Source organism: Streptosporangium longisporum (assembly GCF_039534895.1).
GTDB classification, from domain to species: Bacteria; Actinomycetota; Actinomycetes; order Streptosporangiales; family Streptosporangiaceae; genus Streptosporangium; species Streptosporangium longisporum.
Map to the genome: position 1 here is coordinate 93,903 of NZ_BAAAWD010000029.1, position 15,941 is coordinate 109,843.

At 72.1% G+C, this 15,941-nt stretch carries 16 protein-coding genes; 9 read left to right on the forward strand and 7 right to left on the reverse strand.

Translation table 11 applies throughout. From position 1 onward, the window contains the following. Positions 1 to 134 precede the first annotated feature (134 nt). On the forward strand, positions 135 to 1,067 hold the full coding sequence (locus ABD832_RS38935) for an acyl-ACP desaturase (protein WP_344906803.1): 933 nt from the start codon (positions 135 to 137) through the stop codon (positions 1,065 to 1,067). A gap of 102 nt (positions 1,068 to 1,169) precedes the next feature. Here ABD832_RS38935 and ABD832_RS38940 read toward each other — a convergent pair whose 3' ends face one another. Both ABD832_RS38940 and ABD832_RS38945 read right to left on the reverse strand, forming a co-directional pair. Further along, entirely contained in the window at positions 1,170 to 2,387 is a 1,218-nt protein-coding gene (locus tag ABD832_RS38940; protein ID WP_344906806.1) for an MFS transporter, read from the reverse strand. 166 nt (positions 2,388 to 2,553) lie between these two features. Beyond that, on the reverse strand, positions 2,554 to 3,864 hold the full coding sequence (locus ABD832_RS38945; RefSeq protein WP_344906809.1) for an MFS transporter: 1,311 nt from the start codon (positions 3,862 to 3,864) through the stop codon (positions 2,554 to 2,556). A 145-nt stretch (positions 3,865 to 4,009) separates the two neighbouring features. Here ABD832_RS38945 and ABD832_RS38950 point away from each other — a divergent pair, with 145 nt between their 5' ends. The 4 genes from ABD832_RS38950 to ABD832_RS38965 all read left to right on the forward strand — a co-directional run bounded on the left by ABD832_RS38950 (position 4,010) and on the right by ABD832_RS38965 (position 7,864). Then, positions 4,010 to 5,170, forward strand: a complete 1,161-nt coding sequence (locus ABD832_RS38950) for a LacI family DNA-binding transcriptional regulator (protein ID WP_344906812.1) — start codon at positions 4,010 to 4,012, stop codon at positions 5,168 to 5,170. Between the two features lie 374 nt (positions 5,171 to 5,544). Beyond that, entirely contained in the window at positions 5,545 to 6,402 is an 858-nt protein-coding gene (locus tag ABD832_RS38955) for a TIGR03619 family F420-dependent LLM class oxidoreductase (RefSeq protein WP_344906814.1), read from the forward strand. Between the two features lie 173 nt (positions 6,403 to 6,575). Then, positions 6,576 to 7,073 carry a SigE family RNA polymerase sigma factor gene (locus ABD832_RS38960; protein WP_344906818.1) on the forward strand — a complete coding sequence of 166 codons (498 nt, stop codon included), beginning with the start codon at positions 6,576 to 6,578 and terminating at the stop codon, positions 7,071 to 7,073. Further along, positions 7,070 to 7,864, forward strand: a complete 795-nt coding sequence (locus ABD832_RS38965) for a hypothetical protein (protein WP_344906821.1) — start codon at positions 7,070 to 7,072, stop codon at positions 7,862 to 7,864. Before ABD832_RS38960 ends, ABD832_RS38965 begins: the two co-directional genes overlap by 4 nt. 362 nt (positions 7,865 to 8,226) lie before the next feature. On the opposite strand, the gene ABD832_RS38970 is transcribed toward ABD832_RS38965, so the two are convergent. Continuing rightward, on the reverse strand, positions 8,227 to 8,442 hold the full coding sequence (locus ABD832_RS38970) for a DUF397 domain-containing protein (RefSeq protein WP_344906824.1): 216 nt from the start codon (positions 8,440 to 8,442) through the stop codon (positions 8,227 to 8,229). Between the two features lie 15 nt (positions 8,443 to 8,457). After that, a complete protein-coding gene (locus ABD832_RS38975) occupies positions 8,458 to 9,330 on the reverse strand; it encodes a helix-turn-helix domain-containing protein (protein ID WP_344906827.1) in 873 nt (290 codons plus the stop codon). A gap of 457 nt (positions 9,331 to 9,787) precedes the next feature. Here ABD832_RS38975 and ABD832_RS38980 point away from each other — a divergent pair, with 457 nt between their 5' ends. Then, on the forward strand, positions 9,788 to 10,213 hold the full coding sequence (locus tag ABD832_RS38980; protein WP_344906831.1) for an ATP-binding protein: 426 nt from the start codon (positions 9,788 to 9,790) through the stop codon (positions 10,211 to 10,213). On the opposite strand, the gene ABD832_RS38985 is transcribed toward ABD832_RS38980, so the two are convergent. Both ABD832_RS38985 and ABD832_RS38990 read right to left on the reverse strand, forming a co-directional pair. Continuing rightward, the gene (locus ABD832_RS38985) at positions 10,206 to 11,000 is read right to left on the reverse strand and encodes a hypothetical protein (RefSeq protein ID WP_344906834.1); all 795 of its coding nucleotides are present in this window, start codon (positions 10,998 to 11,000) and stop codon (positions 10,206 to 10,208) included. The two genes, ABD832_RS38980 and ABD832_RS38985, sit on opposite strands and share 8 nt — an antisense overlap. 66 nt (positions 11,001 to 11,066) lie before the next feature. Continuing rightward, on the reverse strand, positions 11,067 to 11,588 hold the full coding sequence (locus ABD832_RS38990) for a hypothetical protein (RefSeq protein WP_344906836.1): 522 nt from the start codon (positions 11,586 to 11,588) through the stop codon (positions 11,067 to 11,069). A 180-nt stretch (positions 11,589 to 11,768) separates the two neighbouring features. Here ABD832_RS38990 and ABD832_RS38995 point away from each other — a divergent pair, with 180 nt between their 5' ends. From ABD832_RS38995 to ABD832_RS39005, 3 genes are all read left to right on the forward strand, one after another. Continuing rightward, the gene (locus ABD832_RS38995) at positions 11,769 to 12,299 is read left to right on the forward strand and encodes an imine reductase family protein (protein ID WP_344906839.1); all 531 of its coding nucleotides are present in this window, start codon (positions 11,769 to 11,771) and stop codon (positions 12,297 to 12,299) included. Between the two features lie 102 nt (positions 12,300 to 12,401). Beyond that, positions 12,402 to 13,202, forward strand: coding sequence for an inositol monophosphatase family protein (locus ABD832_RS39000; RefSeq protein ID WP_344906842.1), 801 nt, complete (start codon positions 12,402 to 12,404; stop codon positions 13,200 to 13,202). Between the two features lie 250 nt (positions 13,203 to 13,452). After that, a complete protein-coding gene (locus tag ABD832_RS39005) occupies positions 13,453 to 14,439 on the forward strand; it encodes an aldo/keto reductase (protein ID WP_344906845.1) in 987 nt (328 codons plus the stop codon). Positions 14,440 to 14,611: 172 nt separating this feature from the next. Here ABD832_RS39005 and ABD832_RS39010 read toward each other — a convergent pair whose 3' ends face one another. Then, positions 14,612 to 15,682: a hypothetical protein gene (locus ABD832_RS39010; RefSeq protein WP_344906848.1), complete on the reverse strand. Its 1,071-nt coding sequence runs from the start codon at positions 15,680 to 15,682 to the stop codon at positions 14,612 to 14,614. Positions 15,683 to 15,941 lie beyond the last annotated feature (259 nt).

The following is a 15,941-nucleotide window of genomic DNA, read 5'->3' on the forward strand; positions in this document are numbered from 1 at the left end:
CCGCCCTCCCGCCCGCCGGGGTGGATGCCCGGACGCCCGGACCTCGGCGAATGAGACATGGAGCACGTACCCGCGCCAGGTCTACCTACGCTAACGTAGGTTACGGTCGCGTAGTCTCTGAGGGAGAAGGCCTGATGCGCACGTTCAGTGAGACCGAGCTGCTGCTCGAACTTGAGCCCGTCGTCGCGGGGGAGCTGGATCGCCACCACAGGATGGCCAAGGAGTGGTTCCCGCACGAGTACGTGCCCTGGTCGCAGGGGCGTGACTACGACGGTGTCTTCGGCGGCGAGGCCTGGGCCGAGAGCGACAGCCGGATCCCCGAGGACGCGCGCATCTCCCTGATCGTGAACCTGCTGACCGAGGACAACCTCCCCAGCTACCACCACGAGATCGCCACCACACTGGGCCGCGACGCCGCCTGGGGCACCTGGGTGCACCGCTGGACCGCCGAGGAGGGCCGCCACGCCACCGCCATCCGCGACTACCTGACGGTCACCCGCGCGGTCGACCCGGTGGCGCTGGAGCGGGCCCGGATGGTGCACATGGGCGAGGGCTTCACCAACTCCTACGAGGGCGTGCTCGCCTCGGTGGCCTACGTCTCCTTCCAGGAGCTCGCCACCCGCATCTCGCACCGCAACACCGGCATGGCCTCCCAGGACCCGGACTGCGAGCGGCTGCTCGCCCGGATCGCCGCCGACGAGAACCTGCACATGCTCTTCTACCGCAACCTGCTCGCCTCGGCCTTCGAGCTCGCCCCCGACCAGGCCATGCGCGCCGTGACCGACGTCGTCACCACGTTCCAGATGCCCGGCACCGGCATCGAGGGCTTCACCCGCAAGGCCATGATCATCGCCAACGCCGGCATCTACGACCTGCGCCTGCACCTGGACGACGTGCTCCAGCCGGTCCTGCGCCAGTGGGACGTGTTCGACCTCAAGAACCTCGGCCCCGAGGGCGAGAAGGCCCGCGAGGAGCTCGCCGAGTTCCTGGAGCGCCTGGAGGTCACCGCCTCCCGCTACGTCGAGCGCCGCGAGGCCCGCCGCGCCCGCCAGGCCGCCAACGCCTGACCGCGTCCGCACCGGGAACCCGGAGCGGTTCCCGGTGGACCGCCGAGCCCTCCCCTGCCACGGGTCCCCCGGCCGTGATCGCCCGCACCGCTCGCCCAGACCTCAGGCGGCGGTGACCAGCTCGCGGACCGGCCCGCGCTCCGCCCGCGGGAGAAGGCGGCGCAGGGACACCAGCACGAGCAGGGCGGCCGCACCGGTCGTGACCGGGGGCACGAGGAAGGCGACCGAGGGGCCGAAGCCGTCCACCAGCCGGCCCGCGACGGACGCGCCCGCGGCGACGCCCAGGCCGACGGCGCCGTTGAGCCAGGTGAAGGCCTCGGTCCTGACCTCGGCCGGGATGAGGCCCTCGACGAGGGTGTAGCCGGTGATGACGGCGGGGGCGATGACGAACCCCGCCACGGCCGCCCCGCCGTACAGCAGCGGGACGGTCCCGGCCAGGGTCAGGGCGACGGTGGCGGCGGAGAGCAGTCCCAGGGTGACGGCCAGCCTGACCGGGGCGCCGGCCCTCCAGCGGACGGCGCCGTACAGGAGGCCCCCGGCCAGGCTCGCGCCGGAGAAGCTCGCGTAGACCGGTCCCGCCGCCGCGGCCTGGCCGAGGGCCGCGGTGGAGGAGGTGATGCCGACCTGGAGGCTGCCGAAGACGGTGCCGAGGGCGGCGAACGCCCCGGCGAGCACGGCCACGCCGCGCATCCGCAGCACACCGTGCCGGGAGCGGACCCTGACCGGCATCGGCTCGGGGGCGCCGCCCCGGACCCCGGCGAACGCGAGCGTCCCGGCCACGACCATGACCAGCGCCACCAGCAGCGCCCACACCGGTGAGAACCCGGTCGAGACGGCCACCAGCAGCACCGGGGCGAGGGTGAAGGTCAGCTCGTCGGTGATGGACTCCAGGGCGAAGGCCGTGCCGAGCCCGCCCGACCCGCCGAGCACGTGCGCCCAGCGGGCGCGGACCATCGCGCCGATCTGCGGCATCGAGGCCCCGGCCAGTGCCGAGGCGACCACCAGCCAGACCGCCGGGGCGTGCGCCGAGGCGAGCGCCAGCAGGGCGCCCAGCGCGGCGGCGTGCACGGCGATCTGCGGGAGGAGCACCCTGGCCTGGCCGTAGCGGTCGGCGAGCCGTCCGGTGCGCGGGCCGACCAGCGCGGGCGCCACGGCCGCGGCCGCGGCGGCGACACCGGCCGCGCCGTAGGAGCCGGTGGACCAGTGCACGAGCAGCAGGACGCCGAGCTGGAGCATCGCGTTGGGCAGCCGCGCGACGAACGCGGGAACGAGGAAGCGCCAGGCTCCGGGCGTGCCGAGCACGGCGAGGTACGACCTCAAGGAATCTCCGTCCATCATCCAGACGGAGGCTCCGCCCGGTTCGGGGCCCGCCGGGAGGGCGGGCTTCGACCGGGGTGATACCGCGTGTCGCGGCCGCCGAGCGGTCATGGCATGCGTCCGTTCCGGACGCACCAGCCGGTCAGCTTATGCCATGACGTCCCTTACGTCACATTCGGGGATCGCCCGGGGGCGTGTCCCACGGGGAGCCGGAGCCGACGGCCGACCGCAGCAGGGGCCAGGCCAGGACCGCGAGCGCGGCGGCCAGGACGGCCACGGCCGCCATCGCCCCCGGCAGGCCGGTCGCCTCGGCCCAGCGCCCGACGTAGACGGGACCGGCCAGGAACCCCAGGTAGCCGACGGTCGTCACCACGGCCGTCGCCCTCCCCCGCGCCGCCTCGCCCACGTGCGCCGCGACGACGCTCATCATCGTGGGGTAGAGCACCGCCGTACCGGCGGCGGCCAGGGCCAGCCCCGACAGGACCACCCAGACGGACGTCGCGGCGGACACCAGCGCGGTCCCGGCGGCGGCCGTCGCGGCACCGCAGACGAGCACGGCCGCGGCGTGCCGAGGGCCGATCCCCCCGGCGGAGAACCGGGTGAGCGCGACGACGGCGGCGAAGACCGCGGGGCCCGCCGAGGCGAGCGCGGGACCGGCTCCGGCCACGTCCGACAGGTAGACCGCGCCCCAGCTCTGGTGGGCGTTCTCCGTGGCGAAGGCCAGCGCGCCCAGGGCTCCGACGACCAGCAGCGGGAACAGGCGCACCGGGTGACCGTGCCGCCCTCCGCCGCGGGCGTCCCCCGCCGGGGCCGGGTGAGGCCGGGTGATCGTCACGGCGACGGGGTCGGCGGGACCGGCCGGGGCGGCCGGGGCGGCCGGGCGGGTCCGGGTGGGACGGCCGGTCGGGGCGGTGGCGGCCGGGGTGGTGGCGGCCGGGGTGGTCCGGGCGGTGGGGGCCGGAGCAGGGGCCGGGGTGGTCCGGGCGGCCCCCGCCGCGACCGGACCGGCCCGGAGCGTTCGCGCGTCGGCCGCGATGCCGAGCGCGGCGCCGATCGAGGCCACCGCGACCAGCAGGAACGGCACGACGATCGGCGGCCCGAGACCGGACGACAGCCCGGTGGCGAGGCTTCCGGCCACCACCATCGTGGAGAAGGTGCCGTGCGCGCGGGTGATGACCGGCCGGCCGGAGGCGCGCTCGGCCGCCCCCGCGGCCGCGTTGATCGCGACATCGGCCGCGCCCGAGACGGCGCCCAGCAGCGCCAGGCCCGCCGACAGGCTCCACACGTCGCGGCTCGCCACGGCCACCAGCGTCCCGGTCGCGCCGAGCGCCACCAGCAGGAGCGCCCCCACCCGGACTCCCCAGCGGTCGACCGCCCTGCCGGTGACGAGCATCGCGGGCAGCGCCCCCGCGCCGATGAAGAGCAGGGCCGTGCCCAGCTGCCCGTCGGTCAGCCCGGCCTGGTCGCGGATCCCAGGCACCGAGGCGCCCCACACCCCCCCAGAAGGCACCGTAGGCCGCAAAACCCGCGTAGGCCGTCCGCGCCCCCACACCCGTCGTCGTCTCCCGCATGTGTGTAACGATACACAAAAAGTCTGTGTATCGATACACAGCTATCCTCTGACCATGAGCGGACGGACGGCCAGGCGCAGGGTGACCATGGCCGAGGTGGCCCGCGCGGCCGGGGTGTCCGTGATGACCGTCTCGTACGCGTACGGACAGCCCGGAAGGGTCTCCGACGAGGCGCGGGCCAGGGTCCGCGAGGCGGCCGAGCGCCTCGGCTACCCGGGGCCGCACCCCGGTGCCCGCTCGCTGCGCAGCGGGCGTACCGGCAACCTGGGCGTGGTGCTCGGCGAGCACCTCACCTACGCCTTCGACGACCCGCAGGCCACCCGCTTCATGTCCGGCGTCGCCCAGGTCTGCGCCGACCACGGCATGGCGCTGACGCTCGTCCCCATCACCGGCGGCCCCGCCGACGTCGACCGGGTCACCGAGGCCGCCGTCGACGCCTTCGTGGTCTGGACGACCGCCGACGACGACCCGGTCGTCGACGCCATCGTCGCCACCGGCCTGCCCGCGGTGATCCACGGCGGGCCGCGCCGCGAGGGTCTCTCCTTCGTCGCCGCCGACGACCGGGCCGCCGCCGTCGCCGTCGGCCGCGAGGTCTTCGCCGGAGCACGCCGTCCGGGGGTGCTGAGCTTCCCGCTCGACCGCGCCCGCGTCTCCCGCCTCGGCTTCGGCGCCTCCCCCGCGCACACCTCCGGGGAGGTCGCGTCCTCCCCTGCCTCCGCCGGCTTCGGCGGTGCCGCACCCTCTGATACCGGCCCCTCGCCGGAGGGGATCGACCCGGACGCCTCGACCTTCCGGGTCACCCGCCAGCGCCTGCGCGGCTACCGCGACGCCTGGACCGGGACGGGCGGCGACTGGTCGCGGGTCCGCGTGGCCGTCTGCTCCACCAACAGCGCGTCCGAGGCCGAGGCGCTCGCGGCCGAGCTGCTCACCGGCCCGCACGCCTGCGACGCCGTCGCCGCGATGGGCGACGAGCTGGCCCTCGGCGTCCTGCGCGCCGCCTCCCGCCTGGGCCTGACCGTCCCCGGCGACTTCACGCTCAGCGGCTGGGACGACTCCGCCGCCGCCGCGCCCGCCGGGCTCACCACCATCGCCCAGTCCCTGCGCGACCAGGGTATCCGCTGCGCCCGTACCGCCCTCGGCGTCCTCGCCCCCGCCGACCGCGACAGCGAGGTCCCCTGGACCCTCATCAGGCGCGAGTCCACCCGCAGGCCCTGAGGACCTCGTCCCTCCGTCCGGCCCGCGTTCCCTCGACCCGGCGCAGGGGGCGTGCACGCCGCGTTCCCCCGCCCCCGGCGCCGTGGCCGGGCCTGGCGCCTTCCGTGGTCACGGCCGGTCAGGGGTTGCCTTGACGCCGGTGACAGGGTTCTACCGTGGCCACGACGACCGGCCGCCGGCGGAGGCCGTCGGCGGACGACCGGACCGGGCGCGCCTTCACGGCGTCCCCCCCGCGGCACCGGGTCTCCCTGACATCGGGGCTCGGTGGCACCGGGCCTTCACGGCACCGGGGCCGCCGCACCGGGTCTCCGTGACACCGGCCGTACGGGCCCGTGACCGGCCGTTCATCGCGTCGGCCGACCCGAGGAGTGACGGTGAAGTTCGGAATCAGCTACAGCACGCCCTACCACGGCATCGACCCCGACGGGATCGTGGCCTACGCCCGGCACGCCGAGGACTGCGGCTTCGAGTCGCTGTACGTGCCCGAGCACATCGCGCTCTATCCCGGTGCGACGGTCGGCAGTTTCGAGCTCCCGCCGGCGCTGCCGTACCTCGATCCGCTCGACTGCCTGAGCTTCGTCGCCGCGGCCACGCGTCGCATCCTCCTCGGGACGGGCGTGCTGCTGCTGCCGTACCACCACCCGGTGGTCCTCGCCAAGCGGCTGGCGACCGTCGACGTGCTGTCCAGGGGGCGGATGCGGCTGCTGACCGTGGGGCTCGGTTCCCTGCCCGGCGAGGCCCGGGCGGTGGGTGTCGACTTCACCACCCGCGGCCGTCGCGCCGACGAGGCCATCGACGTGATGCGGCTGCTGTGGGCCGGTGGCGAGGAGGGCGTCGGCTTCGACGGGCGGTTCTTCGCCTTCGACGACCTGTGCCAGTTCCCCAAGCCCCACGGGACCGTCCATCTGCCGATCCACATCGGCGGATCGAGCCGGGCCGCCGCACGCCGTGCCGGGCTGCGCGGTGACGGCTACTTCCCCGGCGGCGCGCTCGGCCCGGACGAACGCGCCGCCCAGATGGACATCGCCCGATCCGCCGCCGTCGAGGCCGGTCGCGACCCGGAGGCGCTGGAGTACACGCGGTCGGGATCGATCGACATGAGCGCCGACCAGGTCGAGGCGCTGGCGGCGCAGGGGGTGACCCGCATCGTGGTGAGCGCCACCGCCACCGAACCGGACCGGCAACGCGAGGAGATGTCCGCCTTCGCCGAGCGGTTCGCCCTCCTCGCATAGGGCCTGTTCCAGAGGTCGGCCGGGATCGGGCGGATCCCCGCCCGCGCAGGGATCACCTCGCCGAGAAGCGGTTCAGAGATCAACCCGCGAAACGGTCCTGGTGTCCTGTCACCCAAGCCATCCGCCTACGGCGTAGTCCCCGATGAGAGCGGTTCACGCGAAAGGACGGGACGGTGGATGGGTTCACCGAATATGCCGGGCACAGCCATGAGCGATTGTGCCGCACGGCGTACCTGCTCACCCGGAACTGGGCGACGGCGGAGGACCTGGTGCAGACCGCGCTGGTCAAGGCGTGGACGGTGTGGCGCAGGATCGAAGGCGACCCCGATCGGTACGTGTACCGGATCATCGTGAACACGCACGCCTCCTGGTGGCGACGGCGCTGGCGGGGTGAGGTGCCCACGGAGGTGATGCCGGAAGGCTCCGCGGGGCGGGACCTTGCCAAGACGGTGACCGACCGCGAGGCCCTGTGGGCGGCGACCGGTGCCCTGCCCGGGCAGCAGCGCGCGGTGGTCGTTCTGCACTACTTCGGTGACCTTACTCACCAGCAGGTGGCGGACGTTCTCGGATGCTCGCTCGGAACGGTGAAGAAGCAGCTCAGCCGGGCGCTGGCGCGGCTGAGGGTGGATTCGACCCTGCATGACCCGGATATGGAGGAAGCCGTCAGATGACCCGGTACACCGAGAACGATCTGCGGACGGTGTTCGCCGACCACAGCAAGGACGGACCCGTGCCGCCGCCCCGCCTGGAGCTGATCGTACGGCGAGGGCGCCGGGCGCGGCTACGCCGCAGAGCGGCGACCGGGGCGGTGCTGACGGGGGCCGCCGTAGTGGTTGCCGGCGTGGGCGGCTTCCTGCCGGACGTGAACAGGAATACGACCGGGTCGGCCTCCGGCCTCTCCTCCCGGGCGACGATCAGCGCCAAACCGTCCGGGACGATCAGAGGAATGAACGGGGAGACGCTGTCGGTGATCCACTCCGAGACTCATCGGACCATGGGCGCACCGGTGACGGTGGTCTATCGTCCGACCAGCGTCAGCACCGGCTACTCCATCCGGTGCACCGACCCGAAGGCGTGGGTGGTGATTCACCACGTGAGAACGGGGGAGGCCGATTTCGGCCGCTGCAACGGATCGGGAGACGGTCCCGACTCCGAGAACGACGCGCTGTCGGTCGCGCCGGGATGGCTCGACGAGCCGCAGACCCTGAAGATCTGGGTGTTCCCGGCTGACGCGCCGATCGCCGAGGGGCATTGGAAGGACGACGGCACTCCCAATCCCGACGTCCCGCTGAACAATCCGTATGCCTCCTGCAAGAAGGCCAATCGCAAGCTGGGCCTCTGTGACGGCAAGTTCATTCAGGACGTGGTCCACGTCAAGCCGGAGCGGCTCGCGGCCGTGGTCAAGCGCCGGCAGGGCGAACCATGGACGGTCAAGGTCTACGACAGGCCCGCCGGTTCCTGAATCCGGGCCGATCGGCGAGAAAGTCGCCGGTCGGCCTTCCCGACGCGGCCGGGACCGTCCGGCCGCACCGCTCCCCCACGGAAGCCGGTCTCCGGCCGACTTCCCGAACAGGCCCCGGACGTACCGGACGTTTCCCGGAGGAGCCCATTTGTTCCATCCCTATCTCCGAACCGGTCTCATTGCGAGAACAGGTACTGGCGCCCGCGGACTCCGCTGGCCCACAGGTTCCACTCCGGTCTCATTGTGGGGGCACCCACGCCGGATTCGGCTCGATCCCTGAAGCACAGTTCCGCCCCAGGCTTTGGACCGGTCTCGTTCCAGGAAGTACTCTCCCGGTCTGCAGGGCGGTCGTATCGGCGAGATCAGATTGCCGGATCGTCGAATTCGCCGCTCTTGATGCTGCCGATGAAGGCACGCCACTCGACAGCCGTGAAGATCAGAATGGGACCGCTTCGATCCTTGCTGTCACGGACGCCGAAGCGCCTCGCGTTCAGCGAGGCGACCTCGACACAGTCGGGACCGTTTCCACTGAGGGAGCTCTTCCGCCACACGAACCGGGACAGGTCTTGCGCAGACATTTCATATCCCCTTCATCATGATCGGCCAAGCTGAGCAACCGTCTTCGTGATGAAACGCCGAGAGTCATCGGGACTCAAGGCCTTGGCGCGCAAGTGATCGAACGCCACCGTATAACGGTAAACGTCCGCTTCGCTCTCTACATATAGGTTGCCTCCAAGGTTCTCCACGAAGACCACCTCGGGGTCAGCAAGACTGGGGAACTTCAGGATATGGAAAGCACCACCTGTGGCCGTATGGGCTCCAGCGGCAAATGGGAGCACTTGCACGGTGATGTTGGGTAGGTCCATCAGCTCAAGGAGTCGCTTGAGCTGAGATCGCATCACAGACGAACTCTCGATAACACGACGGAGAGCGGCCTCATCCAAGACGGTCCAGAAGCACAGGGGATCGTCGCGGAAGAGAAGCGCTTGGCGTGCCATACGAACTTCAACGCGACGTTCGATCTCGCCTGGAGGCGACATGACCAAGGCTGCGCGGATGACAGCACGCGCGTAGTCCTCGGTCTGGAGAAGGCCGGGCACAAGGGTGGCCGCGAAGCCGCGCATCGAGGCGGTCTCGGCTTCCAACCCTATGTAGGTGGCGTACTCGGTAGGGAGGTCGGCGTACGCCTGCCACCAGCCCTTTTTCCGGGAGTCTCGCGCCAGGTCGATCAGTTCCTCTCGTTTGGAGGCGTCGATCTCGTACAGATCGAGAAGGCACCCGACATCCTTGAGGGTGACACCTACTCGGCACGTCTCGATCCGCGAGACCTTGGTAGCCGACCAGGCAAGTCGCTCAGCGACTTCCTCCAGGGTCAGCTGAGCCCGGTCGCGCAGGCGGCGTAGCTCAAAGGCGAGGCGACGCCTACGTACCGTCGGACTTCCCGTTTTCCTCATGTCCACCCCCATCGGATCGGTGCCAACAGTAACCGACCACGAACGGAGAGTGGCCGCGCTTTTCGAAACGCAATTTGCGTTTCCAGTGGCGCTCCCGGTTGCGACGATGCATGCTCTGTGCGTACGAGTCGTGACTCTCTGTGGAGAGGAGGCTCCGACAAGTGCCCATAAGGGACAAATACATGAAGGGCGGATGATCAGATGAGAGTGCGTGATCTTCGGGGGTGTGGGGGCGTCTGGTGGAGCTGGCCTGGGAGTTGAGCGAGCTTGGGGTCGACTCCGTGGTGCGGCTTCCTCCCGACGGGCCCGCGAGCATGGAGATCTTCCTGCCGCCCGGACGGCGAAGGTCCGCATCCGGGAAGCGCGGTCGCGGCTCGATGTTCGCTGGGGAGCGGAGGCGCAAGCGGGACGTCCGGATCGGGGCGGGAGAAGCGCGCGAGCGGGGCGAGCGGGTCGCGGGGGTGACACGGTGAGGGAGGTGGGCCTGCTGGGGCAGGTCGAGGTGCCCGCGCGGGTGGCGGCCGTACCGCGCGCCAGGGGTTATGTCCGCGACCTGCTGGAGGCCGCAGGTCACCCGCACACCGACGACGCGCTGCTGCTCGTCACCGAACTCGTCACCAACGCCGTCCGCCACTCCGACTCCGGCCGACGCCCTGACGGACGGGTCACGATCGCCGTCGCCGGCCATGATGGAACGCTCCACATCGACGTCGTCGACGCCGGATCGGCCGGATGCCGACCTCGTCTCTGCGCGGGCGTGAGCCCCGAGAGCGGTGGGGGGCGCGGACTCTGGCTGGTGCAGGAGCTGTCCTCGGCCTGGGGGTGGTACGAGATGCCGGCCGGACGCGTGGTCTGGTTCCAGCTCGGCGGACGGCGACGACCGGCCGTTACCTGACGTCGCCGAGGTCGAAGGCGACGTCGGCGAGTCTGATCGTCCGCACCTCCGGGTCGTCGAGGAGCGGGCGCAGATCGGCGAGCTTCCAGCGGTCGAGGACGAGCCGGTGCACGACGCCCTCGTAGGCCGCCCCGGCGAGCCACCAGTCGTACAGGTCGAACTCGCTGAGGTCGTCGTCCTCGTCGAGCGCTTCGACCCATCTGCGGAACGCCGCCAGCGCGATCTGCGGCTCGGTCTCGCACTGGTACTGGGGAGGGATCACGGTGTGCTCGTCGGCCATGTCGCGGTTCCAGACGACCCTGTTCGTCGGAGGGTCGCTGCCGGAGTCGTCGTGATAGCCCAGGGCGTAGACATAGGAGACGTCCACCCCTCCGCAGAGTTCGTGGCGCCGGTTGAAGGCGATGAGCCGCTCGGTGGTCATGGGGTGCGCGAAATGCACGACCGCGAGGGCGTCGAGCGTCCGGGGGAGCCTGCCGATGGTCGTCCGGGCCTCCTCCTTGGCCTGCTGGTCCCCCATCACTTTCGCGTCGACATGGGAGGTCAGGCCGATCCAGTCGATCGCATGGGTGAGGCGGGAACTGGTCGGCCATGTGTCCAGGCGCCGTTCCGGGTTCGCGACGCGATCGGCCGTTGCGCGTATCCCGGCCGCCCGCCACTGCCCGAAGTCGACGTACGTCCGCAGAAATCCCCCGGCCATGTTCAGGGCCATGAACAGCGCCGCGCTGACGGCCAGGACCTTGACGAGGGACCGGCCCACGTACGCCCAGTCGGGTTCCCTGACGTCCACGGCCGCACGCTCCTGCGATCTGGATTCGAATGTCGCCCGGGACGGGCGGGACGGTGGTCCGGAAGGTCAGCTCACGCAGTCCTGGGTCTTGAGCCCGAGGCCGAACTCCCGGAGCCTGTCCCGCCCGTCGACGCCGAAGTAGTAGTACGCCTTGGGGTTGCCGGGCACGGCGGCGTAGTAGCCGTTCAGCCTTCCCTTGGCGTTCGGGTAGGCCTTCTTGATCTGGCGCAGGGTGGAGCCCAGGCCGATGCCCCGGGGGGTGCGCACCCCGGCCGACGCGAAGATGACGGCGACGCCGCGCTTCCTGGAGATGAAGACCCCTCCCGTGTCGCGGGTGCCCCGGTGGGCCTTGTAGGTCCAGCGGGAACAGTAGCCGCGCTCCTTGAGCACGACCTTGCCGGTGGCCTTGGCCTGCGCGGCGGTCATCCCCAGCCTGACGCCGCCGTAGCCGTACGGGCCGAAGGTGCCCGGCGCGGTCGCGGCCGTGGTCGCGGGGGCCTGCGCGGCGGCGACGGCTCCCGTCGGGATCGCCATCGCCAGTGCCGCGCTCACGGCCAGAACCGCCACCGTCGGTCGGATCACCTGCATGCCATTGCCCCGTTCCTGAAACAGTCGATGAAATCGCTTTTATGACGCCGTCCACCGGAGGAAAGTTCACGGCCGGAACCGGAATGTGATCACCGGTCGGGCGGAGCGCGCCGCGCCGGGGCCCCCACGGATCCGGGCATACGATCTCGGCTTGACCTCAACCTTGGTCGAGTTCCTAGCGTGATCCGTGATCGGTACGGCACACGAGAGGACGACCATGACCAACGTGGAGAAGAGCGACGACCGGGGGGCGACGAGGCGACGTACGAGCTGTACCGTCCGGCGCTCGGGCTCCTCGGCGGTCGCGGCGTCCTGGTCTCGGCCGACGCGGGCGTGCCCGCCCTGTACGGGATGGCCGTGCACGGCACCATGTGGGGGATGCTCAACGGGTTCCTGCACGCGGCGGCGCTGCTGTCGAGCGAGGGCATCGAGGTGCGGCGGTTCCTGGAGCACGTCGGCGCCTCCGTCTCCGCGCTGCCGTCGCTCCTGCCGTCGATCGCCGACGAGGTCGACCGGAGGGAGCACGCGGCCGAGTACGGGGCGCTGCGGCACCACCTGCCGTCGGTCGAGGACCTGGTCAGGGAGAGCCGGGCACGCGGCATCGACGACGAGCTCCCCGGCCACACCCTGGGCCTGGTGACCCGGGCCGTCGGCGAGGGTCACGCCGACGACGGCTACTCGCGCCTGGTCGACCACTTCGGGAGGCGATGAACCGCACGCTTCCGTGAACCACCAGAAGGTACGGGAGAGCGTAATCGGCGCGATCCACACACAGGGGCGATCAGGCGACGAGCCCATGCATATCCTGTCCACATGACGATCACGGACAGGGATCTGGTCCTCGCGGCGGCACGGGCGGGAGCCGACGTCGTCGGGGCCATGTACGGCACGTCGCTGGAGCGCTTCGACAAGTCCGCGGTGGACTTCGCCACGGCCGCCGACCTCGCGGCGGAGAAGGCCATCCTCGACGTCATCCGCGCCGCCCGGCCGGACGACGCGGTGACGGGCGAGGAGAGCGGGCGTACCGGCTCGGCCGACGCGGAGCGCATGTGGCTGGTCGACCCCCTGTGCGGCACGCTGAACTACGCCGCGCGCACCCCGCTGGTCTCGGTGAACGTCGCCCTGCGCGTGGGCCGGGACCTCACCGTGGCGGCCTCGGCCGACCCGTTCGCCGGCGAGGTGTTCTGGACGGACGGCGACCGCGCCTGCGTCCGCCGCGACGGCGTGGACGAGGGTCTCACGCCCTCGGCCGGGTCGCGGCTGGTGGACGTCAACCTCGATCCCCCGTTCCCGAACGCGCCGGGCTTCCAGGCGGCCCGGCTGTTCACCGACCCCGCGTTCACGGGGCGCTTCGGGCCGCGCGTCGTCTCCACCACCCTGGCGGTGGCCTGGGTGGCCGCCGGCCGGCGGGCCGCGTTCGTCACCGACGGCCCCATGTGGGACAACGTGCACTTCGCCAGCGGGATCGCGTTGTGCCGGGCGGCCGGGTGCGTCATCACGGACGTCCACGGCGGGCCGCTGTACGACGGCCCGGGCGGGATGGTCGTGGCGGCCGACCGCGAGACGCACGCCGCACTGCTGGAGATCGTCGCCGCCCGGCGGGAGGTCAGCTGACGCGGTCCTGGGTCTTGAGCCCGAGACCGAACTCCCGGAGCCTGTCCCCCATTGCCCCGTTCCTGAGCGTTCGCCGAGTGGAAGGTTCACGCCCGGAACCGGAATGCGATCGCCGGCCGAGCCGTTCCCGGCGCGTCCTCGGGATGATCGCGGCCACGAGGGAGAGCGCGCGGCGGCGACGGCTCGCGTGCCGGCCGGGTCCTCGGGTCATGCTTACTCCGGAACCACCGTCCACGTCAGGAGGAACACCATGATCAAGCGCACGCTCGGCAGTGGCGGCCCGGAGGTGTCGGCCATCGGGCTCGGCTGCATGGGCCTCAGCCACGGTCTGGGCCCGGCCGTCGACCACGGGGACGGCATCGCCCTGATCCGCGCCGCCGTCGAACGCGGCATCACCTTCTTCGACACCGCCCAGGTGTACGGCCCGTTCACCAACGAGGAGCTCGTCGGGCAGGCCCTCGCACCCGTGCGCGAGCAGGTCGTCATCGCCACCAAGTTCGGCTTCGCCTTCGAGGGCGGCCGCTCCACCGGCCCGGACAGCCGCCCCGGCAACATCAGGGCGACCGTCGAGGACTCCCTGCGTCGGCTGGGCGTGAGCCACATCGACCTGCTCTACCAGCACCGCGTCGACCCCGACGTGCCGATCGAGGACGTCGCAGGGACGGTCGGGGAACTCGTCGACGCCGGCAAGGTGAGGCACTTCGGCCTGTCCGAGGCCGGTGTGGACGTCATCCGGCGCGCGCACGCCGTTCACCCGGTCACGGCCCTGCAGAGCGAGTACTCCCTGTTCTGGCGCGAGCCGGAGGAGGAGATCCTGCCGGTGCTCGCCGAGCTCGGCATCGGTTTCGTCCCCTTCGCCCCGCTCGGCAAGGGCTTCCTCACCGGGGCGATCACCCCCGGGACGTCGTTCGGCGCCGGTGACCTGCGCGGCAGGCTGCCGCGCTTCACCGAGGAGGCCCGCGCCGCCAACCAGTCCCTCGTCGACCTGCTGTCGTCCGTCGCCGCGCGCAGGGGCGTCACCAACGCGCAGGTCGCCCTGGCGTGGCTGCTGTCCCGGCACCCCTCGATCGTGCCCATCCCCGGGACCACCAAGGTTCACCGGCTCCTGGAGAACAGCGACGCCGTCGACGTCGGCCTCTCCCCCGAGGACCTCGCCGAGCTCACCGAGGCCTCCGGGCGGATCGAGATCCTCGGCGATCGCTACCCCAAGGAGATGCAGCGGTGGATCAACCGCTGACCCGGCGACGGGCCCGGGGCCACCCCCGGGCCGGCGGCCGCGAGCCGATCCGCGCCGGGCACGCCGGACGCGCCGGGCATGCCGGACGCGGCCCGCGCGGGACCGGGCCACGTCCACCCCGAGCGCTTCGGGGTCGCGTCCGGACGGGTCCCGCCTTCCGGAGCGTGATCCCCTAGGCGCCGTCGAAGGCGGGGTATCCCGGCAGCGGGGGGACGTCCCAGCTTCCGGCCACGTCCCGCAGCAGCAGCCGCATCGTCCGGGCGAAGGCCGGGAACTCCTCCAGGGTGCTCGCCATCTCCCAGCGGTGCCTCATCAGCTGCCGTACGGTCGGGGACCGCCGGAAGCGGTGCACCGGCTTGTCGTCGGCCATGCGCGGGATCAGGTTGACGGTCAGGTGCACCGTCCAGAGCGCGATCGCCCGCCGGAGCCCGGCCCGCCAGATCTCGTCCTCGGCCAGCTCCGGATAGGCCCGGACGACCTCGGCGCGGTAGATGTTCTCGATCTCCTCGGCCACGCCAGGGGGCAGGGAGAAGACGCACCAGCAGCTGGAGAAGGGCATCCGGCAGTAGGCGGCCGTCAGGAAGACCGGCTGGAAGCACGCCGCCTCGAAGTCGAGCAGCCGCAGGCCGCCGGGGGTGATCAGGTTGTTGTCGGGGCAGGTGTCGCCGGGGGTGAAGGCGAGGTGGTCGCCCGCGCCGGTCACCGCGAGCCGCGTCAGCTCGTCGGCCAGTTCGCGCGGCACGTCGAGGCCCATCCCGGCGAGCGCCGGGGGGAACTCGGCCGCGCGCCGCACGGCCCACGGCTCCTCGTCCCAGGAGGGTGCTCCCCTGCCGTAGCGGGCCGACAGCTCGGCGAGGTCGGCTCGCCGGTGCACCGACCCGGCCGCGATGACCCCGAGCCCGCGTGCCCAGGCCGCCAGGCCGTCCAGGGCGGCCCGTGGGTCGTCCCCGAGCAGCACGTCCGCCAGCGTCGGCGCGGACCCGAGGTCCTCCATCACCACCAGCGGGAGCGAGGGGTGCACGCCCAGCAGGCCGGGGCCGCCCAGCCCCATCGAGAGCCCGGCCGCCTCCGCGGTGAAGCCGCGCAGCCCCTCGGGCTCGGTGCCGAACCGCTTGACGATCACGGTGCCGCCCGACGCCGTACGGCAGCGCACGACGACGCTGCGGCGGTTGCCCCCGAGGTCGACCGGGTCGGACAGCTCGGTCCCCAGCACCTCGCCCGCCGCGCGCAAGATCGTGTCCATCCCGGCATTCTGCCACCCGGTCCGGCCGGTCCGGCGCGGCCGGGGAACCGCCCTCACCTTCGGCGGTTCCCCGGCGCGTCCGGCCGTCCCGTGCGCACCGGTGCACGGCACGCGTCCCGGCCGGCGGGCGTCCGGCTCGCGGGCATCCGGCTCGCGGACGTCAGGCTCGCGGACGTCAGGCTCGCGGGCGTTCGGTTCGCGGGCGTCAGGCTCGTGTGGGTCCGTCCCGTACGGGTCCGGCTCGCGCGCGCGTCCCCGT

Bases quoted from the DNA above. Each gene is read 5' to 3' on its own strand.
- ABD832_RS38965 (WP_344906821.1), top strand. From the start codon at position 7,070: ATGACCCGGTACACCGAGAACGATCTGCGGACGGTGTTCGCCGACCAC.
- ABD832_RS38950 (WP_344906812.1), top strand. From the start codon at position 4,010: ATGAGCGGACGGACGGCCAGGCGCAGGGTGACCATGGCCGAGGTGGCC.
- ABD832_RS38970 (WP_344906824.1), bottom strand. From the start codon at position 8,442: ATGTCTGCGCAAGACCTGTCCCGGTTCGTGTGGCGGAAGAGCTCCCTC.
- ABD832_RS39005 (WP_344906845.1), top strand. From the start codon at position 13,453: ATGATCAAGCGCACGCTCGGCAGTGGCGGCCCGGAGGTGTCGGCCATC.
- ABD832_RS39000 (WP_344906842.1), top strand. From the start codon at position 12,402: ATGACGATCACGGACAGGGATCTGGTCCTCGCGGCGGCACGGGCGGGA.
- ABD832_RS38975 (WP_344906827.1), bottom strand. From the start codon at position 9,330: ATGGGGGTGGACATGAGGAAAACGGGAAGTCCGACGGTACGTAGGCGT.
- ABD832_RS38935 (WP_344906803.1), top strand. From the start codon at position 135: ATGCGCACGTTCAGTGAGACCGAGCTGCTGCTCGAACTTGAGCCCGTC.
- ABD832_RS38990 (WP_344906836.1), bottom strand. From the start codon at position 11,588: ATGCAGGTGATCCGACCGACGGTGGCGGTTCTGGCCGTGAGCGCGGCA.
- ABD832_RS39010 (WP_344906848.1), bottom strand. From the start codon at position 15,682: ATGGACACGATCTTGCGCGCGGCGGGCGAGGTGCTGGGGACCGAGCTG.